We start from the raw sequence: 23,098 nt of genomic DNA on the forward strand, positions 1-23,098 counted from the left end.
GTTGGTGATGGCCTGCCTGCCCGGGCTACGGCCTGGTGTTTTTTATTCAGACCACGGCTTTCACGATATCCATTAATCTGCGGATATCTTCTGGCCGGGTATTGCCGGTTTGCGGGTCGATTATCGAGCTGTAAACATGGGGCATCACGCGAGGTACGCCTGCTTCCAGACAGCTTTGCAAAATAATGCCAAAGTTATCGAGATCGATTCCGCCGGTTGGTTCGATTAACGTCATCCCGTTACGGGCTGCCGTGGTCGCCAGCATATACAGCTCCGGTAACGACTTTTCGCCGCCCATGGGGAAAAACTTCGCCGCATGGGCCCCCATGTCCTGCATCATGCGTACCGCCGCATCGCAGGAGACGCGGGCCGGCGTGCCCTGACAGCTGCTGACGCCGGTGGAGATAAGAACCTCGCCAGGGGTTCCCGTCGGGCTGACCAGCGCGTTAATGCAGGTTTGCTGCCCCCCCGTAGCCGCCAGCGCCCCTGCGGCAAACCCGCAGCCGGTAAAGGTCTGATTAACGTGCGCCGGGTGAAGCGCTGACGCGATCATCGCCGCTTTGTAATACTGCGCAGGATCGCCGGCGCCCAGGCCTACGGAGATGGAGGGTATCTCCGCCATCCAGCGTTTTACCTCCTGAACACCTTCTTCCACGGAGGCAAACTGTGCCGAGAGGACGCCAATCGCCGCATGGCCTTCGGCGGCATCATAAATGTCCCGGGCGTTGGCGATATCTTTCGCCAGCACGTTAATCGCGACGCGTTGACGGTAAAAATTAATTTGCTGCATGGTCTGCAATCTCCTTTAGGCGCGCCACGATCAGGCTCATTTCACCCTCGGCTACCGTTCGTGGGTCCAGGCTAAAAACCCCCTGATGGAGGTTATAGCGCCGGGCGTAAATGGCGATATCGCCATTGCGCAGCTGTGCTTCGACTTCGCGGGCATCCAGGCCGAGTTCCTGGGCATTCACCTGAATGCGGATACGCCAGATAGCGCGTCCGGCTTCATCCTGCTCAATATCGGCTTGTAAGCCGTTTATCGCTGAGATCGCTTTCGCGACGGGCAGGAGTTCCTCGGCAGTGACCCCCTTCTGCCCCTGATGATAGTGTTCCAGCGCATAAACCAGACCGACCATATTCTCCTTGCCGATTTTCATCGCCCGGGCAATACCGTGATGCTGCGCCTTACACGCCGCTATCCACTGTTTTTTCCCGGTGATGAATCCGGAGGTGGGCGCGTTAAACGCTTTTGCCCCGCTATAGATAACCATGTCCGCTCCGCTCGCCGCCCAGACGCGTAAATCCTCCTCGGCGGCGGCATCGACAATCAGCGGCAGGTTGTGAGTCTGTGCGACCTGCACGAAATCCTCGATACTCAACATCCCTTTTTGCACGCAGTGGTGTGATTTCACATACAGCAGGGCGGCGGTGCTGGCAGAGATCGCGCTCTCCAGCTGCCAGCGCGCCGCCAGATTGCTTGAACCGACCTCCACAACGCGCCCACCGCCTAAGCGAATCGCGCTGGTGATGGGCGCGCCGTAATCGACGTTATGCCCGCGGAGCATGACGACTTCGTTGGCCATACCGCGACTGTCCGGCATCTGCATCACTCGCGCCTGGTCGCCATGGGTAATCGCGGCGGCCACGGCGATGGCGATTCCCGCCGAGGCGCAGGAGGTGATATAGCTGTCCTCCGCGCCGGTAAAGCGGGAGACCCGCTCGCCGGTTCGGTCTACCAGGCTGTCGATTTCCACAAAGGCCGATGCCGCCCGCGCCGTTGCCTGCATCACCTCCGGCGCCACGCTGGAAACGCCCAGAATCGTCATTTTGCCGCAGGCGTTAATCACCTGTTTTAACCCCAGCTGTTGATAGATATTCTGCGTCATGGTTTACAGCACTCCCAGCAGCGAACAGACCACGCTGAGCGCGACAATTGACAGCAGAATGGTGGTGTAGCGCGGCCCTTTCTTCACCAGATAGAAGTAGATGGCAAACACCGCCGCCAGCGGCAACAGGCCGGGCGCGATAGAGTCGAGGATTTGCTGGACCACCACCTCCGAGCCCTTCAGCGCGCTGAGCTTTAAGGGGGTCGTTATTTTGACGTAGCTTGCGGAGAGCGCGCCCATCATTATCAGGCCCAGCACGTTCGCGCCGTAGATAAGCTCCTTAATTCGCCCTCCCTGGAGCAGGCCGATGATTGAGTCGCGTCCCAGCGTGTAGCCTTTGTGCACCATGCCGTAGCTGATCGCCAGCGTAATGGCCGGATAGAGAATTAAGGGCACAATGCCGCCCATCGCGCTGCCGCTGGCGGCGAACGGGATGAAAATCGCAATCAGCAACGGCATGACGGCCGCCCAGATGATGGAGTCCCCCATTCCGGCCAGCGGCCCCATCAGCCCGGTTTTAATCCCGGTGATAGACGCGTCGCTAATCGGTTCACCGCGGGTTTTCTGCTCCTCCATCGCAATCGAGATCCCCTGAATCACCGCGCCAAAGGTCTGCTCAGAGTTGAAGAAGTTCAGATGGCGTTTTAGCGCCTCCACCTGCTCTTCTTTTTGCGGGTAGAGTTTTTTGATAATCGGCGTCATTGAGGCGCAGAAAATCAGGCTTTGTAAACGCTCATAGGAGCTGGAAACTTCCGCGCCCAGCCAGTAAATAAACCAGGCTTTGGTGATGTCCGCTTTGGTCAGCGTGCCGTTCTCCCGCGCGCGCTCCACCAGTTCATGCTGCATTACGTCGCTACTCATCATGCTGCTCCTTCATTTTTCGCCAGGCCTTTAATCAGGAAGGCCACGCAGGTACCAAAGATTGCCATCGCCATGATGTCCACCTTCAGGTACAGCACCGCAAAGAATCCGCCGATAAACCACGGCAGCAGGCTCTTCTTACCGATCACCATGATGGTGATGGCAAAGCCCAGCGCCGGCAGAATTCCGCCCATAATTTCAAAGGAGTGGGTCAACCAGTGCGGCATCAGCTTAAGGAAGCTCTCTACCACGTCCTGGCCAAAATAGTTGGCAGCAAACACCACCGGGAAACGCAGCACCAGGCCGAGCAACGCCGGGTAGAGGAACGCGCAGCGCATAATACCGCCCATGTTGGCCGTTTCCGCGTGTTTATCCGCCATATGCACCCACGCGGCGTTCAGCGTGCGTCTGAGCTGGTCAAGGAAAACGCCGATCACGCCAAACGGGATGGCCAGCGCGATGGCCAGGTTCGGGTCCATCCCGGCTTTTACGGCGATAGGAATCGAGATACAGGCCGCCAGCGCCGGATCTGACGGCACGTTACCCCCGGGCGTTGAGGTCACGCCGAGGTAAACCAGCTGCATACCTGCGCCAATAATCATTGCCGTTTCCATATTGCCCAACAGCAGGCCGACAAAAACGGCGATTACAACAGGTTGTAACAGCATGGCGGAGAAGGTGTAGCCAAGGCGTAAGCGGGCAAACCAGTAATACAACCCCATCAGGCTTGCGAAGACTAAAGTATCCATAGTTATTTACCCTGTAATCAGAGGATTAGAATTTTTTCAGGATATCGTCCAGCGACTGCGGCTTATCTTCCGGGATAGTCTGGAAGACCGCCTTAATCCCTCGACTTTTCAGGTCGAGAAGAATGCCAACGTCTTTTTCATCCAACGTGATGTTCTGGAAAACGACCTTGCGGTTCGGCCCGCCGCCTAAGCCGCCAACCTGAATGGCGGAAACATCAAACCCGAGCTGTACGGCTTCCTGAATCGCCGCGAGAGAGGGGAACAGCACCATCACGCTGCCGTCGCCAAGCTGGTTTTCTTTCCACGATGCGGCAAAGCTCTGATTGCTGTAGCAATCCACTTTGATGTTTGGCGGTGCCGCCATCAGATAGATATTTTTCATAAACGGATCGGCGTCCAGCTCATCACTCACTACCGCAATCCGGTTGGCCTGGGATTGTCCGACCCACTTCGTCACCACTTGTCCATGAATGAGGCGGCTGTCGATGCGACATAACACGATGTTAGCCATGATATTTTTTCCTTATTGTGATTGTTGTAATTGCCGAACGTGGGCGACAACGTCCAGACAGCTGCTGCGCGCGGCTTCCACTAATTCAGCTACGCAGGCGGATAGTGGCCCCTGTTCCCGCTTGTCCAGGGCCTCCAGCAGCAGCGAGGCATTCAGTCCGGAAATCACCGCCACCGGATAATCGGCGCTTAGCCGCGCGGCCACGTTAGAGGTGGTCCCGCCAATAAAATCGGTCAGAATAAGCGAGCCTTCGGGCAGGGTTTTCACGACGGCTTCTACGCGCTGATAAAACTCGCCCAAGGTATCGACGGGCATCAGGGCGATTTCCGTTACGCCTTTAATTTCGCCCGTCACCATGCACAGGCTGTTGCAGAGCTGCTGTCCCCAGCCGCCATGGGTCAGCAGCAGGATCTGGGACAAAGGTTCAGTGGTAATCAAAATGGCCTCCTGGCGCTATTACGTTGATATACGTAATAAGAGCAAAGGCTGTGCCAGAATTTGTGTCACATGGGGGGCGAAGAGGGGCAGGCGCGGCGTAAAGCCACGCCAGTTAAGGGATCAGCGATACAGCAGTTCGTAGATATAAAAATATTCCGCGTCGGATAAACGAATGGCATAAGCCTCTTCGATCGGCTGGAAGGCGGATTTAATGACACTAAACGCGCGGACGTCCAGCGCGGGCTGGCTCTCCAGCGACATCTGTAACGGTTTCCGGTTAATTACGATACGCTCGACCATGCAACAGCAGTGGATCAGGAAGCGCAGTGTCACCTGGCGGCTGGGTTTCAGCGAAAGCGAGGTGGTTAAATGGTTAAACACCCCCTCCATCTCTTTGAGAATGCGCTGGGGATTGAGTACCGAAATATGGTTGATGATGCTTTCCATGGTCAGCGCGCTGATGAAGCGCATCGCGCTGCGCTCCATCTCCAGACGGCGCTCACTGCTTGAGAGGTCCGGCGTGAGCAGGCTGAGCACCAGTTCCGGCCCCTGCTCGGAGAACAGCTCTTCAAGTGAGATAAACGGAATATCCGGCAGCCCCGGCTGGAAGGTGCCGACAATCCCCGCCAGTCGCTCACCGGCCAGCAGCGACTGCTGAACGCGCTCCAGGCTGCGAACCTCGTTGTAATCGAGGATCACCATTCGCGTATCCTGCGACATCAGCTCGCCAAAACTTTCCTCCAGCACTTTTTTGATTTTCTCTGCGGTTCCCATGCCGGTAATGCAGGAGATCACCAGCACCTTACCGCCGTTCTCCTGCTGCGGAGTACAGAGCTGACAGGGGATATTTTTACTCTGCAGTAATTCCGCCAGCTGCGGTAGCTCGCTGGTTTCATAGCTTAAATCCAGACCCAGCTCCAGCAGACTGGTCAGCGTAATATTGGGCATTAACAGGACGTCAATCTGGAATAGCTTGCTGATGGTGCTGCCAAAATGCACCAGCGAGCCGATATCCACCATCAGAATCAGCCGCCGGTAGCGTTGGCTCTGGATCCGCTGGGTTAGCGTTTCCAGCGTGTCATGCACCGACTGCTCAAAGGGCATATCGATGGCGCTGAACAGCTCGCGCTCCAGCACCCGGTTGACGTACTGCGCCTGACTGGTCGCCGTCGTCGCGCCGTGGGCGATTAAAATGACGCCGCAGTCGGGACTGGCGTCGATCCGCTGGCGATAATGGCGGCACTCTTTCAGGAACAGACATAGCCAGACGACCTCCGTCGCCGGGCACTGAATATGCAGCAGTTCGTTGATTTTCCGGCACAGCAGAGTCGCGTTTTCATACTCGTCTTTGCAGCGGTCGAGGATCAGGCTGGAGGAGTAGAGCTGTGGGATCAGCCCGCGCTGCACGTAGCCAATCAGCGCCAGAAAGTGTTTACGCAGCGGATTCATCAGGTTTTCTGGCAGCGTAAAGCCCAGCACCTGTTCCACACAGCCAATTAGCAGGGTCACCCGCTCTTCAATCCGATCGCCATAGCGCGGCGGATGGGCCACGCTGTCGCGGCTGTAGAGACCATATTCAAAGATAGAACTGAGTTTGTTTTTGAGGATCGCCAGCGTCTCAGCCGGTGGGACGTTGCTGTTGCGCAGGTTGACGTATTCGCGGGTCAGGAAGCTGTAAAACAGATCGCTTTCTTCGATCTCCGCTCCTGTCGCCAGAGAGGTTTTCAATGCGGGTAACGTGCGCGCATCGACGCTTAGCCGATCCTGGCCGTCAAACAAGGTATCGACCAGCAGACGCTGTTCCGGGGTGGCGTTGAACGGCACTTCTACCAGCCGTTTATCCAGCTGGAGCGTGTCGTTATGCTCGGTCATTCCCGCGGCCCACGCCTGGGCGCAAAGAAACTGGATATCGCTTTTGAGCTGGCCGATATTGCCTTCCAGCGGTTTATTCAGCAGCCAGAGCAACAGCGTTTTGTCGATACTGACCGTACGCTCAATTTTGCGGCTCTCGCGCTGGAGAAAACCGACAATAAGTTCCACCTGTTCTTCCACCGAGCGCTGACGGATCCCGGGGAGATCGATACAGACCTGGATGCGCCTCTGGAACGTTCGCAGCAGGGCTGAGCTGACCGGTTCGGTGGTGGCGCAAATCAAGCGCACCGTGATGGACCGCGCCGTGGCGCTTGAACCGAGCGGGCGATATTGGCCTTTGTCGAGAATGGAGAAGAGTTTTTCCTGTCCTTCATACGGCAGGCGGTGCACCTCATCAAGCAGCAGATATCCGCCGTCCGCCTGCTCCACCAGACCGGCTTTATTCTCACTGGCGCCGGTAAATGCGCCCTGCCGATGGCCGAACAAATGCGAAGAGAGTAGCTCCGGGTTATGCGCATACTCGGCGCAGTTAAAGTAGACCAGCGGCGGGGGAGAACCCGCCGCATGCTCGCAGGCAAAACGGTGCATCAGCTCGGCAAAGAAAGTTTTACCTACTCCGGAGGGGCCGGTCAGCAATACGTGGAGCCCGTGAGGATAAAGCACCGCTGCGCGGCCTTTTTCCACCGCATCACGGAGGCTGCGATCGTAGCCAATCAGGCCGCTGAAGGGGTCATCCGTTGAGCAACCTTCCTGATGCGGCAGAAGGTCGGCAACCGTGCGCACTTCACATTCGGTATCATTCAGTCTGCGCCCCAGCAGCGTTTCCATTGCCTGGCGGTGCCAAAAGAACACGGGGCGTCCTCTGCTCTTAATCGCCAGGCCGTCGTTCCATAACTGATTGAGGTCTTTGCTGACCGAGTTGCGCGCAAGCCCGAGGTTAAAGCCGATGGCTTCCGCCGTAAATGCCGTTTCCTGTTCCAGATCCGCAAGATTCAGCCCGCGAGTTAACCGCTCCAGCTCTCCCAGTATGACCTCAATCCGTCTCATCTCTTTTACCGCTTAAGAAATAAATGATTGTTCAGAACATACACTATTCTTCTACGCAAGAAAGTGGCCTGGGCCAGAGATGGCGCATTTGCGCAAAGCGCGCGGCCGCGGGTGTTTCGTGGTTTGCGGGTGGGGTAGCCCAGACAGGCGCGGGATTGCCGCCTCCGGGGAGAAGGCGGCAGGGAATATCGCTTTAACTCTCTTCCAGCGAATACGGCAGCGGCTCGATGCTCAGGCTACCGGCATCATCGCGTACGCGAAACACGCTGTCCGGCTCCATATCGTTATTCATCACCACCTGTACCAGCAGGCGACCGTCGTCCAGCTGCACGGCCGCTAAAACGGTGCCGGTTCGGCGCCAGTTTTCACCCATCTTCAGCTCCAGGTCTTCCCCGGCCTCAGGCACGCGGCTGGCTGTTCCCGCCAGATACCACAGGGCGCGCTTGTTGGCGCCGCGGAATTTAGCGCGGGCAACCATCTCCTGGCCGGTATAGCAGCCTTTCTTAAAGCTGATGCCGCCCAGCGCCTGTAGGTTGGTGGCCTGCGGAATAAACTGCGCGCTGTTGGCGCTGTCGATAACCGGCAGCCCGGCTTCAATATTCAGCGCCAGCCACTGCTGGCTGTTGTTGAGCTGCGCTTCACCGCGTAGCGCATCGGTGATGCGGGTGGCGGTTGCCACATCGGTCACCAGCAGGAAACGCTCGGCCGGATGCGCAAACCACAGCACGCTGGTGGCACCTTCGCTGACAACCTGTTTCTCGGCGTTCGGCAGCTCACTAAACAGCGGCGACAGCGCAGCGCGCGCCTGAAACCCGGCAACGCCCAGCAGTACGGATTCATCATCGGCGGCGATGGTCACTTTAGAGAACACCGCGTATTTTTTCAGTTCGGTCAGCTGCGCATCGCGCAGGCTGCGGCGCTCAATCCACGCAAAACCCTCGTTGCGGCGGAAAACGCGCAGATTGCTCCACATCTTGCCCTTGGCGTCACAATGCGCGGCAAGCAGATGCTGCTCGTCGGTCAGGTGGCTGACGTCGGCGGTAATCTGCCCCTGCAGATATTTTTCGCCATCCGGACCGGTAATCGTCGCCAGCGCCCAGTCGTCCAGCGTCATCAGCGTTAACGGCAGACGAGCGGAAGAGGAAGGCTGACGCGGAGGAAAAGGTGTAAAAGCCATAGTCATATCCTGAATAGCTTAACGCAGAGTGTGTGACTAATGGTAAAAGAGCTATGGTGCAATGCAAGCGCTTTTGACAGGCCATTCGTGCCCTCAAAGACGGGGCGCTGAAACCAGCGAAATAATAAATGGCCTGATTATTTTAGGGTTTTCATGGAATAGCGCTCGCGAAACTTGATATTCCAGTGAAGTCAGCGCCGAAAACGGGTTAAACTAAGAGATATTTATAAGCAGGAAGTAAAACATGGACATTAACAATAAAGCCCGCATCCACTGGGCATGCCGTCGAGGTATGCGTGAACTCGATATCTCCATCATGCCGTTTTTCGAGCATGAGTACGACACGCTCAGCGATGGCGATAAAGCGTTATTCATCCGCCTGCTGGAAAACGACGATCCGGATCTGTTCAACTGGTTGATGAATCATGGCGAGCCGGCTGATGCAGAACTGCAGCGGATGGTAAAATTAATTCAGACACGGAATCGGGAACGTGGTCCTGTGGCAATCTGATTTACGCATCTCGTGGCGAGCGCAGTGGTTTTCGCTGCTGATGCACGGCGTGGTGGCGGCGCTTGTGCTGCTGATGCCCTGGCCGCTGAGCTATACCCCGCTGTGGCTGATACTGCTGTCGCTGGTGGTGTTCGACTGCGTGCGCAGCCAGCGGCGGATCCATGCCCGTCAGGGAGAAATCAAGCTGCTGATCGACTCCCGTCTGCGCTGGCAAAAGGCGGAGTGGGATATCATCGGCACCCCGTGGGTGATTAACAGCGGAATGCTGCTGCGCCTGCGGAATACGGAAAACCAACGAACCCAGCATTTGTGGGTCGCGGCGGATAGCATGGACGCGGGAGAATGGCGAGACCTGCGTCGGCTGGTGTTGCTAAAACCGACGCAAGAGTAGGCAAGGACTCAGGAGAACTGCTCAGCCATTTCACCGAGGATTTGCTCGCACCAGTTCTGAATGCGCTCATCGCTCAGGTCGTACTGGTTCGTTTCATCAAGCGCCAGGCCAACGAACAGCTGCCCATCGGCAATGACCGGTTTCGGGCTGGTGAATTCATAGCCTTCAGTAGGCCAGTAGCCGATAAACTTAACCCCTTTGGTCGCCAGCTTATCGTGCAGCATGCCGAGCGCATCAAGGAACCATTCGCCGTAGCCTAGCTGGTCGCCCATGCCGTACAGCGCGACGATTTTACCCTGCAGATCCAGCGTATCGAGCTGCTGCCAGACCGCCTCCCAGTCCTCCTGGATCTCGCCGAAATCCCAGGTTGGAATGCCGAGGATCAGCACATCGTATTGCGTCATCAGGGCAGGGGAATCATCTTTCAGGTTGTGCAGCGTGACCAGTTCAGGGCCGATAATATCGCGGATTTTTTCCGCCGCCATTTCGGTGTAGCAGGTGCTGGAACCGTAAAAAAGACCTATGTTCATCGCGGAAACGTCTCAATTCTTGCTGTGACTTTGCGCTTAGTGTACCAGAAAGGCCGCGCCCGCCTGCAACTCGAATTATTTAGGGTATAATGGCGCCGTTTTAATAAGCAAAGAGGCCGGAGTGGAACAGGATCTCGCACAAATCGAGCAGTTTCTTGATGCCTTATGGCTGGAGCGGAATCTGGCGGAGAACACGCTAAGCGCCTACCGCCGGGACCTGACGATGGTGGTCGAATGGCTGCATCATCGTGGCCTGTCGCTTGCCAGCGTCAGCGGCGAAGATCTCCAGTCGCTGCTGGCGGAGCGGCAAACCGGCGGCTATAAAGCCACCAGCACCGCGCGCCTGCTAAGCGCCGTGCGCCGTTTCTTCCAGCATCTTTACCGGGAGAAAATTCGCCCGGACGATCCCAGCGCGCTGTTGGCCTCGCCAAAGCTGCCGCAGAGGCTGCCGAAGGATCTGAGCGAGGCGCAGGTGGAACGCCTGCTCCAGGCGCCGCTGGTTGAACAACCGCTGGAGCTGCGCGATAAAGCGATGCTGGAAGTGCTGTACGCCACCGGTCTGCGCGTTTCCGAGCTGGTGGGCCTGACCATGAGCGACATTAGCCTGCGACAGGGCGTGCTGCGCGTGATTGGTAAAGGAAATAAAGAACGTCTGGTACCGCTGGGTGAAGAGGCGGTGCTGTGGGTTGAGAATTACCTTGAATACGGGCGCCCCTGGCTGCTGAACGGCGTGGCGTCCGATGTGCTTTTTCCCAGCCAGCGCGCGCAGCAGATGACGCGCCAGACGTTCTGGCATCGAATTAAGCACTATGCCGTACTGGCAGGGATTGACAGCGAAAAGCTCTCCCCGCACGTGTTACGCCATGCGTTCGCGACGCATTTACTTAACCATGGCGCCGACTTACGCGTGGTGCAGATGCTGTTAGGACACAGCGATCTCTCCACGACGCAGATCTACACCCACGTGGCGACCGAGCGTCTGCGACAACTCCATCAACAGCATCACCCGCGTGCGTGAGTGCTGAAAAAAAGGACTGAGTATGAAAAAAGGTTTACTGATGTTCACTCTGCTGGCGACCACCTTATCCGGTGCGGCGCATGCCGATAGCGCGGCGATCAAGCAACTGCTGGCGAAGCTGGGCGTGCAGAGTTCGGACGTGCAACCTTCGCCGATCAAAGGCATCAGCACCGTATTGACGGACAGCGGCGTGATATACGTTACCGATGACGGTAAGCACATTATCCAGGGGCCGATGTACGACGTCAGCGGCGCGCAGCCGGTAAACGTCACCAATACGCTGCTGGCCGGTAAGCTGAACGCGCTGGAAAAAGAGATGATCGTCTATAAAGCGCCGCAGGAAAAACACGTCATCACCGTCTTCACCGATATTACCTGTGGTTATTGCCATAAATTGCATGAGCAGATGAGCGACTATAACGCGCTGGGTATTACCGTGCGCTATCTGGCCTTCCCGCGCCAGGGGCTGCAAAGCGAAGCCGAGCAGAATATGAAGGCTATCTGGTGCGCTAAAGATCGTAACAAAGCGCTGGATGACGCGATGAGCGGTAAGGGCGTGCAGCCGGCCAGCTGCGATGTTGATATCGCTAAACACTACATGCTGGGCGTGCAGCTTGGCGTTAACGGCACGCCGGCGATGGTGCTGAGCGACGGCACGCTGATGCCCGGCTATCGCGATCCTAAAGACCTGAAAGCGCTCCTTGATGAGCATCAAAAACAGACAAGCGGTAACTGATTCGCGTGAAACAACAGATACAACTACGCCGCCGCGAGGCGGCTGACGGCGTCGATTTACCTGCCGATCTCCCACCGCTGCTGCAGCGGCTGTACGCCAGCCGCGGCGTGCGTAGCGCGCAGGAGCTGGAACGCGGCGTGAAAGGCATGCTGCCGTGGTCGCAGCTGACCGGCGTCGAAAAAGCGGTAGAGATGCTCTACGGCGCATTTCAGCAGGGGCTGCATATTGTGGTGGTCGGCGATTTTGACGCCGACGGCGCCACCAGCACCGCGCTGAGCGTTCTGGCCCTGCGGGCGCTGGGCTACGGCAACGTCTCGTACCTGGTGCCAAACCGTTTTGAAGATGGCTACGGCCTGAGCCCGGAAGTGGTCGATCAGGCTCACGCCCGCGGCGCGCAGATGATTATGACCGTGGATAACGGTATTTCTTCGCACGCTGGCGTCGATCGCGCCCATGCGCTGGGTATTCCGGTGCTGGTGACCGATCACCACCTGCCGGGGGATTCGCTGCCCGCGGCGGAAGCGATTATTAACCCGAACCTGCGCGACTGTGAGTTTCCGTCGAAATCGCTGGCCGGGGTGGGCGTGGCTTTTTATCTGATGCTGGCGCTGCGCACTTTTCTGCGCGATAAAGGCTGGTTTGAGGAGCGCGGCATTGCGCCGCCGAATCTGGCTGACCTCCTCGATCTGGTGGCGCTCGGCACCGTGGCGGACGTCGTACCGCTGGATGCCAACAACCGTATTCTGACCTGGCAGGGGCTGAGCCGCATCCGGGCGGGGAAATGCCGTCCGGGCATTAAGGCGCTGCTGGAGATCGCCAACCGCGACCCGCAAAAGCTGGCGGCAAGCGATCTCGGCTTCGCGCTCGGTCCGCGGCTTAACGCGGCTGGGCGGCTGGACGATATGTCCGTCGGCGTGGCGCTGCTGCTGTGCGACAACACCGGCGAAGCGCGGGTGCTGGCCAATGAGCTGGACGCGTTGAACCAGACGCGCAAAGAGATAGAGCAGGGGATGCAGGCGGAAGCCCTGACCCTGTGTGAGAAGCTGGAGCGCAGCGGTGAGACGCTGCCCGGCGGCCTGGCGATGTACCATCCGCAGTGGCACCAGGGCGTCGTTGGCATTCTGGCCTCGCGTATCAAAGAGCGTTTCCATCGTCCGGTTATCGCCTTTGCGCCCACCGGCGACGGTACGCTCAAAGGCTCCGGTCGGTCGATTCAGGGGCTGCATATGCGCGATGCGCTGGAGCGTCTGGATACGCTCTATCCCGGGCTGATTCTGAAGTTTGGCGGCCATGCCATGGCGGCGGGGCTATCGCTGGAAGAGGCGCGCTTTGAAGAGTTCCAGCAGCGCTTCGGCGAGCTGGTGACCGAGTGGCTCGATCCTGCGCTGCTGCAGGGGGAAGTGGTCTCCGACGGTCCGCTGGCGGCGGCAGAGATGAGCATGGAGGTCGCGCAGATGCTGCGCGACGCCGGACCGTGGGGGCAGATGTTCCCGGAGCCGCTGTTTGACGGCCGTTTCCGTCTGCTACAGCAGCGCCTGGTCGGCGAGCGTCATCTGAAGGTGATGGTTGAGCCGGTCGGCGGCGGCCCGCTGCTGGACGGTATCGCGTTCAATGTTGATACTTCCCTTTGGCCGGATAACGGCGTTCGCGAAGTTCAGCTTGCCTATAAGCTTGATATCAATGAGTTCCGCGGCAACCGCAGCCTGCAGCTGATCATTGACCACCTCTGGCCAAATTGAGAACAGTATATTAATGAGGGCGCGAATCCGGTAGAATTCCGCTCTTATCACCGCATTTTGACGAATCCATTAAAAGAAACCGACCATGTTTGAAATAAATCCGGTAAAAAACCGTATTCAGGACCTCACGGAGCGCTCGGACGTTCTTAGGGGGTATCTTTGACTACGATGCTAAGAAAGAGCGTCTCGAAGAAGTAAACGCCGAGCTGGAGCAGCCTGACGTCTGGAACGAACCAGAGCGCGCGCAGGCGCTGGGTAAAGAGCGTTCCTCGCTGGAAGCCATCGTTGATACGCTGGATCAGATGTCTCAGGGGCTGGAGGACGTTTCCGGCCTGCTGGAGCTGGCCATTGAAGCCGAAGACGAAGAGACCTTCAACGAAGCCGTCGCCGAGCTCGATGTGCTGGAAGAGAAGCTGGCGCAGCTGGAATTCCGCCGCATGTTCTCCGGTGAATACGACAGCGCCGATTGCTACCTCGATATCCAGGCCGGTTCCGGCGGAACGGAAGCGCAGGACTGGGCCAGCATGCTGATGCGCATGTATCTGCGCTGGGCCGAAGCGCGCGGCTTCAAGACCGAGATCATCGAAGAGTCTGAAGGCGAAGTGGCGGGCATTAAGTCTGTGACCATCAAGATTATCGGCGACTACGCCTACGGCTGGCTGCGTACCGAAACCGGCGTTCATCGCCTGGTGCGTAAGAGCCCGTTCGATTCCGGCGGCCGCCGCCACACCTCTTTCAGCTCCGCGTTCGTTTATCCGGAAGTGGATGACGATATTGATATCGACATCAACCCGGCGGATCTGCGCATTGACGTTTATCGCGCATCCGGCGCGGGCGGTCAGCACGTTAACCGTACGGAATCCGCGGTGCGTATTACCCACATTCCGACCGGCTTAGTGACCCAGTGCCAGAACGACCGTTCACAGCACAAGAACAAAGACCAGGCCATGAAGCAGATGAAAGCGAAGCTTTATGAGCTGGAAATGCAGAAGAAAAATGCCGAGAAGCAGGCGATGGAAGATACCAAATCCGACATCGGCTGGGGCAGCCAGATCCGTTCTTACGTGCTGGATGACTCCCGCATTAAAGATCTGCGTACCGGGGTGGAAACCCGCAACACTCAGGCGGTGCTGGACGGCAGCCTGGATCAATTTATCGAAGCAAGTTTGAAAGCAGGGTTATGAGGAACCAACATGTCTGAACAACAAGCACAGGGCGCTGACGCGGCAATTGACCTTAATAATGAACTGAAAGCCCGTCGTGAGAAGCTGGCCGCGCTGCGTGAGCAGGGTATCCCGTTCCCGAATGATTTCCGTCGTGACCATACCTCAGACCTTCTGCACGCTGACTTCGATGGCAAAGAAAACGAAGAGCTGGAAGCGCTGAACGTTGAAGTCGCCGTTGCTGGCCGCATGATGACCCGCCGTATCATGGGTAAAGCCTCCTTCGTTACGCTGCAGGACGTTGGCGGCCGCATTCAGCTGTACGTCGCCCGCGACGATCTGGCGGAAGGCGTCTACAACGAGCAGTTCAAAAAATGGGACCTCGGGGACATCATCGCGGCGCGCGGTAAGCTGTTCAAAACCAAGACCGGTGAACTCTCCATCCATTGTACCGAGCTGCGCCTGCTGACCAAAGCCCTGCGCCCGCTGCCGGACAAATTCCACGGCCTGCAGGATCAGGAAGCGCGCTATCGTCAGCGCTACCTGGATCTGATCTCCAACGATGAATCGCGCAACACCTTTAAAGTGCGTTCGCAGATCCTGGCCGGCATCCGCCAGTTCATGGTCGGCCGCGGCTTTATGGAAGTGGAAACCCCGATGATGCAGGTGATCCCCGGTGGCGCGTCCGCGCGTCCGTTCATCACCCATCACAACGCGCTGGATCTGGACATGTACCTGCGTATCGCGCCGGAACTGTACCTGAAGCGTCTGGTGGTTGGCGGCTTTGAGCGCGTGTTCGAAATCAACCGTAACTTCCGTAACGAAGGTATCTCCGTTCGCCACAACCCAGAGTTCACCATGATGGAACTCTATATGGCGTATGCGGATTACAAAGATCTGATCGAACTGACCGAATCCCTGTTCCGCACTCTGGCGCAGGACGTTCTGGGCCATACTGAAGTGCCTTACGGCGATCAGACTTTTGATTTCGGCAAGCCGTTTGAAAAGCTGACCATGCGCGAAGCGATCAAGAAGTATCGTCCGGAAACCGAGATGGCCGATCTGGATAACTTCGATTCTGCAAAAGCCATTGCGGAAAGCATCGGTATCCACGTTGAGAAGAGCTGGGGTCTGGGCCGCATCGTGACCGAGATCTTCGAAGAAGTGGCGGAAGCGCACCTGATTCAGCCGACCTTCATTACCGAATATCCGGCAGAAGTCTCTCCGCTGGCGCGTCGTAACGACGAGAACCCGGAAATCACCGACCGCTTTGAATTCTTCATCGGCGGGCGTGAAATCGGTAACGGCTTTAGCGAGCTGAACGATGCGGAAGACCAGGCGCAGCGTTTCCTCGATCAGGTTAACGCGAAAGCCGCCGGTGACGACGAAGCGATGTTCTATGACGAAGACTACGTTACCGCGCTGGAGCACGGCCTGCCGCCGACCGCGGGCCTGGGTATCGGTATCGACCGTATGGTGATGCTGTTTACCAACAGCCACACCATCCGCGACGTGATCCTGTTCCCGGCGATGCGTCCGGTAAAATAAGCATTACGCGAATAAAAAAACCCAGCAGAGCTGGGTTTTTTTATGCCTGATTGCTAAAGCTGATTAATGCGTTACGCGCATTATCGTCCGCCGCCTGCAGCACCATCCACGGACTAAAAGCCCAGGGCGTCGCGCGAATCCCGCTTAACACATCCGCAAGATTGCTCCACTGAAAATCCATCACTTCGTCAGCATTTATCCGTAACGCGCTGGCGACTCGTGCCGCATAGACCGGGCAGACCTCGTTTTCGACAATGCCATTCGGCGCGACGGCCCGGTAACGGAACCCCGGAAAGACCGGGACGATGCGGGTTATCTCGACGCCGAGCTCAAAGCGGCAGCGGCGCTCAACGGCCTGTTCAAAGGTTTCGCCGGTTTGCGGATGCCCGCAGACTGAGTTCGTCCATACGCCTGGCCAGGCTTTTTTGCCCAGCGAGCGGCGCGTGACCAGCAGCTGGCCTTGTTCATTGAACAGCCAGCTGGAAAACGCGAGATGCAGAGGGGTGTTGAGGGTGTGGGCGACATACTTCTCCAGCATACCTGTAGGCTTATCTTGCTCGTCCAGCAAAATGACATGTTCCCCGGCCATGACAACTCCTGAAATAGAAAATGACCCGGCACAAACCCGCCGGGTCATGTACTCAGGCCACTAGGGTAGCCCATAAATGGGACAAAGGCATTACCAAAACAAGCCCTGGCAACATGTTGGCTACCGGAAAGAGCTTAATGTTACAGATACGCAACCCGGTCGCCACCATCAGCAGCCCGCCGGCGCAGGAGAAATCCGCCATCATATCAGGCGAGATCGACGGCAGAATAACCACCGCCAGCATCGCCAGCGCCACCTGAATAATGACCTGCGGGATAGCAATGGTCATCACCGCGTAGCCCAGCAGCGTCGCGAAAATCCCGGCGGTAAATAGATCGAGAATCGTTTTGATATACAGAATTGACGGATCGCCGCTCATGCCTTCGGTCATCGCGCCGAAAATACCGGTGCCGCTGGCGCAAAACAGAACCAGGATGGCGACAAATTTCTCGGTAAACTCTTCATGGCCGAGGCCATTGACCGGCGGCAGCACCTTGTTGATCAAACCGCGGGTGGAACCTGCGGCTTTACCGATGCCCTTTTCCAGATGCAGCAATTCGCCGAGGATGGCGCCAATCACCATTGCCAGCACGACGGCGGGCATATATTTCACTTTGAGCACCAGCGTAATACCAAGACCAACGGAGCACAGGCCGAAGGTCATCGGCAGCGCCGTTTTGACGCGCTCGGGGAGCTTGCCGCCCGCCGCAGCGCCGCTGAGTCCGCCGATAATCACGGCGGCTCCGTTTACATATGGGCCGATTAACATTGAATAATTTCCGGTTAATTAAAACGTAGCTCGCCTTCACCCCAGCGGGGGATGTTGTTGACCTGCAGGTCAAACAGATCGAGCGCGCGATTGACGCTATGGGTAACGATGTCGTCCGCCGTTTGCGGACGCTGGTAAAGTGCCGGGACCGGCGGAAAGATAATTCCGCCCATTTCGGTTACGGCGGCCATATTGCGGATATGGCCAAGGTTCAGCGGTGTTTCCCGGGCCAGCAGCACCAGGCGGCGACGCTCTTTCAGCACCACGTCCGCAGCGCGGGTGAGCAGGTTGTCGGTCAGGCAGTGGGCGATGGCGCCTAAAGAACGCATTGAACACGGCGCGATCAACATTCCCAGCGTTTTAAACGAACCGCTGGAGATAGCCGCCCCAAGATTCGCGATGGGATGCACCACGTCGGCCAGCGCCATCACCTCGTCCAGGCGGTGATCCGTCTCCAGCTCGCAGGTTTTTTCCGCGCCTTTAGAGACGACCAGGTGGACTTCAACGGGATGCGGGCGCAGTAGCTCCAGCGCCTTAACGCCGTACTGAAACCCGGATGCGCCGCTGATACCAATGATGATGCGTGCCGTCATGAGGTTCTCCTTTTATTCGAAATCCGGCAGGAAGCGCTTCACGTCCACTTCTTTAAATCTGGAGCGCTGGAAGGTGTGCTTCAGATGGAACGGCACCGTGCAGTCGAATATCGTTTTGCAGGACATTCCCTGCTGCAGGATGCTCGGGCTGTATTCCGGTACCTGCGACGGATCGAGCGGATGGCAGCGAACGCCGGGAATAACGATCGTATCGACATCGCCCTGGTAGCGGGTTTGCATGGCCCAAAGCACGTCGTCGCTGTCGAAAATATCGACGTCTTCATCAACCAGAATGACGTGCTTCAGTTCCGGGAAGGCTGAGAACGCCAGCAGAGCAGCCTGACGCTGGCGCCCTTCGTCCGCCGGGGAGGATTTTTTAAACTGCAGCACCGCCAGCAGTTTGCCGCCTCCCGCGGAATGGGCGAAGACGTTCAGCAACTTGCCGGGCATCGCGCGCTCGACCATATCCAGAATGCTGGCTTCGGTCGGGATACCGGCCATATTGACGTGTTCTTCGCCTGGCCCTACGGTGGTGCGCCAGATAGGATTGATACGGTGAGTGACGGCTTTCACTTTGATGACCGGGATCGCCTCTTTAGCTTCGCCGGTGTAGCCCGGAAACTCAGGCATCGCGCGGCCGGTATGGGTGTTCTGATCTTCTCGTACGCGCGCGTTGGGCCGCAGTTCGCCTTCAATCACGATCTCAGCGTGGGCGATCGCTTTCTCGTTAATAGTTTTACACTGCGTCATCTCCACCGCTTTGCCGCGCAGCGCGCCGGCGATGCTTAACTCATTGAAGCCTAGCGGGGTGGTCGGCGGCTCAAAACAGGCGGCAATTTCAATGGCCGGATCGACGCCGATGCTGATTGAAATCGGCAGCGGCTGGCCTGCCGCTTCCGCCTTCATGCGAAAAGCATCGATATGGCGGCCGGGCGTTAGCCACATGGAGAGTTCGTCGCGGCTCTGGACGCACAGGCGATGAATGGTGATATCGGACTCATGCGTTTCTGGATCGGAGGCGTAGCACAGACCCATAGTGATATAGGGGCCCGCGTCCTCTTCGGTATTCGTCGGCGCCGGCAGCAGCTTGCGCAGATCGAAATCGGCATCGCTTGCCAGGTGGACCACTTGCTGGCAGACCGCTGCGCCCTGGGCCATCACCGGCGCTATCGCATTCTCCACCGAATCCTTCAGCAGATGCCCCAGTTTAGCCGGTTCACACTGGAGGAAATGGCTGACGCGCTGGCGGGAGCCATTCAGGCCAATCGCCACGCTGATATCTTTAAAGCCTTTGATTTTGTTAAAGACCATGACCGGGCCATTTTTGCGGGTCGGACGCTGGCAGGTCCCGCCGGCGCCTACGTAACGATAGACGCCGGAGAGTTCAGCATGCGGGTCGACTTCGGTATCGGTTTCAACATACTCGCCGGGAAGCGTTTTCAGCAGTTCCAGCGCGGAGCGTAAATCATGTACCGATGAGGGGGTTTTGTTATCACTATTTGCCATGGGATGTTCCTTCGGAAAAGAAGTTTTGCTCCCGGCACAATATTTTCCCTGGCGCGCATAAACAAATACCGTTTACCGGATGGTCAGTAGATCAAAAAAGTTTATTTTAACAAGGTGTTAAATAATGATTAATTAATATGAGGAGCAACGCTGCGGCTTTTTATTTCTCCGGCTAAGTGTGATACTGGTGATAAATTACACTGCGGATAATGATGATGGATTTAAAGCGCTTACGCTATTTTTGTCGGGTGGTGGAACAAGGTTCGGTGAGCCAGGCGGCGAAGTCGCTGAACATGGCGCAGCCGCCGCTCAGCAAGCGAATTCAGGAGCTGGAAGAGGAGCTTCAGGTATCGCTTTTTGTTCGCCGGGGAAACCGCATTGAGCCTACGGAAGCCGGTTTTTTTCTCTATCGAAAAGCGTGTGAAATATTACGCCAGGTAGAGGATACGGCGCGGGAAACGATGGATATTGCGCACAAAAACAGAACTGAATTGAGAATCGGCTTAACTCATCTCTATCAGAATTATTTTAAAGCGTTGCTGATGGAGGTATATCGACGTCATCCCGACACTTCCATAAATATTTCCGTTACTGACTCCAGCCATCTCGAAACGTTATTAACCGAGGGCGCAATTGATTTCGCCTTAATCCAGCGCCCCTACCGTAGCGAAGGCTTTGATTATGTCTCTTTTGACCCGATTAAGCTGGTCGCGGTGATCAATAAAAGATGCCTGCCGGGGCCGCCGTCTAATCCGTATAGCTACACGTCGCTGGCGGCGCTGCCGCTGGTATTACTTCATAGGGCAAAGGATTCAGGAACTTACGAGATGCTAATGGAGCTGTTTCGTAAATCCGGGGTCAACGCCAAGGTGATTATGCACATTACGCAGCCGGGCGTAATCCTCGACTGGCTGGAGTCCGGACTGCAGGCGGCGACGCTGCTACCTTCTTCTGAAGTGGATGCTGATAAGCTTAACCAGTGCTACGTGGTTGATGTTTTCCCCTCGCCGCAAATATTCTACCCGGCGCTGGTCAAATTGCCGTCTATGCCTTATCTGCCCGCGCTGATGGATATTATTACGCATGGCTATCCGTTTAATACTTCTGTATGACGGGTAGCGATTGGGGAATGCCCTGGGGACTGGTATGATAATCGCCCTGGTTTTGAGGTGAATGTTAGTGTTAAGCGCAGGACGCCTGATGAGAAAACGCTTTGTTATTGCAATAATGTTGCTGAGCAGCCTGATCGTCGCGGGGTGTTCCAGCTCATCCGATTCCGGTTCCACCTACACCGTGAAGCGCGGCGATACGCTGTACGCTATCTCACGTTCCACTGGCACCAGCGTCAGGGATCTCGCCCGTCTCAATAATATTTCACCTCCTTATACCATCGAAGTCGGGCAAAAGCTGAAGCTAAACAGCGGTTCCGGGACCACGGCGAAGGCGGGGGCATCCGGCAAGAAATCGTCGACGAAACGTACCGCCGCGGTGACGCCATCTTCGGCGGTGCCGCAATCCTCCTGGCCGCCGGTCGGGCAACGCTGCTGGCGCTGGCCAACCAGCGGTAAAGTAGTGCTGCCATACTCCACCAGCGATGGCGGCAATAAAGGTATCGATATCGCCGGTAAGCGCGGCCAGCCGGTGTATGCGGCAGGGGCGGGCAAAGTGGTCTACGTGGGCAACCAGCTGCGCGGCTACGGCAACCTGATTATGATTAAGCATAATGAGGACTATATCAGCGCCTACGCGCACAACGACAAGCTAATGGTGAATAACGGCCAGAGCGTGAAGATTGGCCAGCAGATTGCCACCATGGGCAGCTCGGACGCGGATTCCGTGCGCCTGCACTTCCAGATTCGCTACCGGGCGACGGCGATCGACCCGCTGCGCTATTTGCCGCCGCAGGGCAGTAAGCCTAAGTGCTAAAAGGTTATTTTATCGACAGTTAGCCTGTTATGGGCTTGTCAGCGGGTGCGTAAGGTCTATAATGGCCCTCGCACCTCTTCGCGGGCGTAGTTCAATGGTAGAACGAGAGCTTCCCAAGCTCTATACGAGGGTTCGATTCCCTTCGCCCGCTCCAAACTCAACTTCCCTGAAGTCTACCAAACTCAACTTTTCCTTGATAAATCAGCAGTTATAGCATTCTATTAGTCTATTGAACTCAATTGTACTCCCCCAGGGTCAAGCTCAATGTGGGGGTATGGATGGGGGTATAATTGTACCCCCTGCTGAGAGGTACCCCCAATGAAGCTGACAGCTCGTCAGGTTGAAACTGCAAAACCCAAAGAGAAGCCCTACAAACTGGCTGATGGTGGTGGTCTTTACCTGCTGGTTAATCCCAACGGCAAAAGATACTGGCGTCTCAAATACCGTTCACTAGGTAAAGAGAAACTGCTCGCTATCGGCGTTTACCCTGATGTTTCTTTAGCTGAAGCCCGAAGTAAGCGTGAGGATGCTAAAAGGACATTATCCGCAGGTAACGATCCTTCTCTTGAACGAAAAATTGAGAAACTTAGTCGTCAACAAGACGCAGAAAACTCTTTTGAGGCTATCACGCGGGAGTGGTATCAGCGTCGCTATGACCGCTGGTCTGTCTCCTATCGTGAAGAGATGATGCGAACCTTTGAGAAAGATGTATTTCCTTATATCGGTCACCGGCCAATCAAAGATATCAAGCCGATGGAGTTGCTTGCAGTTCTTTCAAAGATAGAAGCTCGAGGGGCAACTGAGAAGGTCCGTAAGGTTCGCCAGCGCTGTGGAGAGGTCTGGAAGTATGCTGTTGTGACTGGCAGGGCCGAGTACAATCCAGCACCTGATTTAGCCAGTGCAGTAACTCCTCATGAAAAAGAACACTATGCTTTTTTAACCCAGGATGAATTGCCTGAGTTTCTTCGGACTCTGAACACCTATGCTGGTAGTGTGCTTGTTAAGATTGCGATGCAATTGCTTATTTTAACCGGAGTAAGGCCTGGGGAGTTGAGGCAAGCGGAGTGGCAGGAATTTGATTTTGAGAAAAAGGTTTGGAATGTACCAGCGGAACGCATGAAAATGCGCCGCCCTCATCTGGTTCCGTTATCAAGCCAGGCAATTGACCTACTTAATCAGCTTAAACCCATGACGGGAGCAGGAGCGTTGCTGTTCCCAGGACGTAATGATCCTAAGAAACCGATGAGTGATATGGCATTGACTGTGTTGGTCAGGCGTATCGGCTATGCCGGGCGCGTTACAGGGCATGGATTCCGCCACACGATGAGTACCATTTTGCATGAGCAGGGTTTCAATTCGGCCTGGATTGAGTTACAGCTGGCTCACGTCGATAAGAACTCAATTCGTGGGACGTATAACCATGCGCAGTATCTGGATGGGAGGAGGGAGATGATGCAGTGGTATGGCGAGTTGTTATCTTTTATGTGTGATGTAGGTACATTAAAATAATATATTTAGAATGTACAATGTCTTTTTAT

23 protein-coding genes and 1 tRNA gene are annotated in these 23,098 nt (G+C 56.5%); 11 read left to right on the top strand and 13 right to left on the bottom strand.

Features of this window, described 5'->3' with window-relative positions; all coding sequences use genetic code 11:
• Positions 1–46 precede the first annotated feature (46 nt).
• The 8 genes from dagF to ygfZ form a co-directional block, all read right to left on the bottom strand.
• Complete coding sequence (dagF, locus tag FQK12_RS11865) at positions 47–790, bottom strand: 2-dehydro-3-deoxy-phosphogluconate aldolase (protein WP_014226798.1); 744 nt, start codon at positions 788–790, stop codon at positions 47–49.
• A complete protein-coding gene (dgaE, locus tag FQK12_RS11870) occupies positions 777–1,886 on the bottom strand; it encodes a D-glucosaminate-6-phosphate ammonia lyase (RefSeq protein WP_014226797.1) in 1,110 nt (369 codons plus the stop codon). The genes dagF and dgaE overlap by 14 nt, the downstream gene beginning before the upstream one ends.
• Positions 1,887–1,889: 3 nt before the next feature.
• The gene (locus FQK12_RS11875) at positions 1,890–2,750 is read right to left on the bottom strand and encodes a PTS system mannose/fructose/sorbose family transporter subunit IID (RefSeq protein WP_014839507.1); all 861 of its coding nucleotides are present in this window, start codon (positions 2,748–2,750) and stop codon (positions 1,890–1,892) included.
• A complete protein-coding gene (locus tag FQK12_RS11880) occupies positions 2,747–3,496 on the bottom strand; it encodes a PTS mannose/fructose/sorbose/N-acetylgalactosamine transporter subunit IIC (RefSeq protein ID WP_004124968.1) in 750 nt (249 codons plus the stop codon). The genes FQK12_RS11875 and FQK12_RS11880 overlap by 4 nt, the downstream gene beginning before the upstream one ends.
• Positions 3,497–3,521: 25 nt before the next feature.
• Positions 3,522–4,007 (bottom strand): PTS system mannose/fructose/N-acetylgalactosamine-transporter subunit IIB, encoded by a 486-nt coding sequence (locus FQK12_RS11885; RefSeq protein WP_014226795.1) that lies wholly within the window; start codon positions 4,005–4,007, stop codon positions 3,522–3,524.
• A gap of 12 nt (positions 4,008–4,019) precedes the next feature.
• The gene (locus FQK12_RS11890; RefSeq protein WP_004854067.1) at positions 4,020–4,445 is read right to left on the bottom strand and encodes a PTS sugar transporter subunit IIA; all 426 of its coding nucleotides are present in this window, start codon (positions 4,443–4,445) and stop codon (positions 4,020–4,022) included.
• A 120-nt stretch (positions 4,446–4,565) separates the two neighbouring features.
• A complete protein-coding gene (gene dagR, locus FQK12_RS11895) occupies positions 4,566–7,364 on the bottom strand; it encodes a transcriptional regulator DagR (protein ID WP_014226794.1) in 2,799 nt (932 codons plus the stop codon).
• Positions 7,365–7,557: 193 nt separating this feature from the next.
• Positions 7,558–8,541 carry a tRNA-modifying protein YgfZ gene (gene ygfZ, locus FQK12_RS11900; RefSeq protein ID WP_014226793.1) on the bottom strand — a complete coding sequence of 328 codons (984 nt, stop codon included), beginning with the start codon at positions 8,539–8,541 and terminating at the stop codon, positions 7,558–7,560.
• A gap of 244 nt (positions 8,542–8,785) precedes the next feature.
• On the opposite strand from ygfZ, the gene sdhE reads away from it, so the two are divergent.
• Both sdhE and FQK12_RS11910 read left to right on the top strand, forming a co-directional pair.
• Positions 8,786–9,052 (top strand): FAD assembly factor SdhE, encoded by a 267-nt coding sequence (gene sdhE / locus FQK12_RS11905; protein ID WP_004124953.1) that lies wholly within the window; start codon positions 8,786–8,788, stop codon positions 9,050–9,052.
• Positions 9,033–9,443, top strand: coding sequence for a protein YgfX (locus tag FQK12_RS11910; RefSeq protein WP_004854060.1), 411 nt, complete (start codon positions 9,033–9,035; stop codon positions 9,441–9,443). The genes sdhE and FQK12_RS11910 overlap by 20 nt, the downstream gene beginning before the upstream one ends.
• Before the next feature lie 8 nt (positions 9,444–9,451).
• On the opposite strand, the gene fldB is transcribed toward FQK12_RS11910, so the two are convergent.
• Positions 9,452–9,973, bottom strand: a complete 522-nt coding sequence (fldB, locus tag FQK12_RS11915) for a flavodoxin FldB (RefSeq protein ID WP_014226792.1) — start codon at positions 9,971–9,973, stop codon at positions 9,452–9,454.
• 121 nt (positions 9,974–10,094) lie between these two features.
• Here fldB and xerD point away from each other — a divergent pair, with 121 nt between their 5' ends.
• From xerD to lysS, 5 genes are all read left to right on the top strand, one after another.
• Positions 10,095–10,991, top strand: coding sequence for a site-specific tyrosine recombinase XerD (gene xerD / locus FQK12_RS11920; RefSeq protein WP_004105555.1), 897 nt, complete (start codon positions 10,095–10,097; stop codon positions 10,989–10,991).
• Positions 10,992–11,013: 22 nt separating this feature from the next.
• Positions 11,014–11,727, top strand: coding sequence for a bifunctional protein-disulfide isomerase/oxidoreductase DsbC (gene dsbC, locus FQK12_RS11925; protein ID WP_004854054.1), 714 nt, complete (start codon positions 11,014–11,016; stop codon positions 11,725–11,727).
• Positions 11,728–11,732: 5 nt separating this feature from the next.
• Positions 11,733–13,466: a single-stranded-DNA-specific exonuclease RecJ gene (recJ, locus tag FQK12_RS11930; RefSeq protein WP_014226791.1), complete on the top strand. Its 1,734-nt coding sequence runs from the start codon at positions 11,733–11,735 to the stop codon at positions 13,464–13,466.
• A gap of 85 nt (positions 13,467–13,551) precedes the next feature.
• Positions 13,552–14,650 (top strand): peptide chain release factor 2 gene (gene prfB, locus FQK12_RS11935; RefSeq protein WP_102962091.1). Its coding sequence is split into 2 segments (ribosomal slippage): positions 13,552–13,626 and positions 13,628–14,650, totalling 1,098 coding nucleotides; the frame shifts between segments, so codons are not numbered across the junction.
• Between the two features lie 9 nt (positions 14,651–14,659).
• Positions 14,660–16,177, top strand: a complete 1,518-nt coding sequence (gene lysS, locus FQK12_RS11940) for a lysine--tRNA ligase (protein WP_014226789.1) — start codon at positions 14,660–14,662, stop codon at positions 16,175–16,177.
• A 40-nt stretch (positions 16,178–16,217) separates the two neighbouring features.
• On the opposite strand, the gene idi is transcribed toward lysS, so the two are convergent.
• The 4 genes from idi to FQK12_RS11960 are packed head-to-tail and all read right to left on the bottom strand — an operon-like array spanning position 16,218 to position 19,634.
• Positions 16,218–16,766: an isopentenyl-diphosphate Delta-isomerase gene (idi, locus tag FQK12_RS11945; RefSeq protein WP_014226788.1), complete on the bottom strand. Its 549-nt coding sequence runs from the start codon at positions 16,764–16,766 to the stop codon at positions 16,218–16,220.
• 52 nt (positions 16,767–16,818) lie between these two features.
• Positions 16,819–17,535, bottom strand: a complete 717-nt coding sequence (locus FQK12_RS11950; protein ID WP_146295717.1) for a DUF554 domain-containing protein — start codon at positions 17,533–17,535, stop codon at positions 16,819–16,821.
• Between the two features lie 14 nt (positions 17,536–17,549).
• A complete protein-coding gene (locus tag FQK12_RS11955; RefSeq protein ID WP_014226787.1) occupies positions 17,550–18,128 on the bottom strand; it encodes a UbiX family flavin prenyltransferase in 579 nt (192 codons plus the stop codon).
• Positions 18,129–18,140: 12 nt separating this feature from the next.
• Positions 18,141–19,634 (bottom strand): UbiD family decarboxylase, encoded by a 1,494-nt coding sequence (locus FQK12_RS11960; RefSeq protein WP_014226786.1) that lies wholly within the window; start codon positions 19,632–19,634, stop codon positions 18,141–18,143.
• Positions 19,635–19,849: 215 nt separating this feature from the next.
• Between FQK12_RS11960 and FQK12_RS11965 the strand changes: the two genes are divergently transcribed.
• The 4 genes from FQK12_RS11965 (at position 19,850) to FQK12_RS11980 (ending at position 23,069) form a co-directional block, all read left to right on the top strand.
• Entirely contained in the window at positions 19,850–20,746 is an 897-nt protein-coding gene (locus tag FQK12_RS11965) for a LysR family transcriptional regulator (protein WP_014226785.1), read from the top strand.
• Positions 20,747–20,834: 88 nt separating this feature from the next.
• Positions 20,835–21,560 (top strand): amidase activator ActS, encoded by a 726-nt coding sequence (gene actS / locus FQK12_RS11970; protein ID WP_004854045.1) that lies wholly within the window; start codon positions 20,835–20,837, stop codon positions 21,558–21,560.
• A gap of 80 nt (positions 21,561–21,640) precedes the next feature.
• Positions 21,641–21,714, top strand: a tRNA-Gly gene (locus FQK12_RS11975).
• Positions 21,715–21,878: 164 nt separating this feature from the next.
• Positions 21,879–23,069, top strand: a complete 1,191-nt coding sequence (locus tag FQK12_RS11980; protein WP_014226784.1) for a tyrosine-type recombinase/integrase — start codon at positions 21,879–21,881, stop codon at positions 23,067–23,069.
• Positions 23,070–23,098: the final 29 nt, after the last annotated feature.

Origin of the sequence: Klebsiella sp. ME-303, from assembly GCF_007910085.1 — a bacterium.
Taxonomy (GTDB): domain Bacteria; phylum Pseudomonadota; class Gammaproteobacteria; order Enterobacterales; family Enterobacteriaceae; genus Klebsiella; species Klebsiella michiganensis.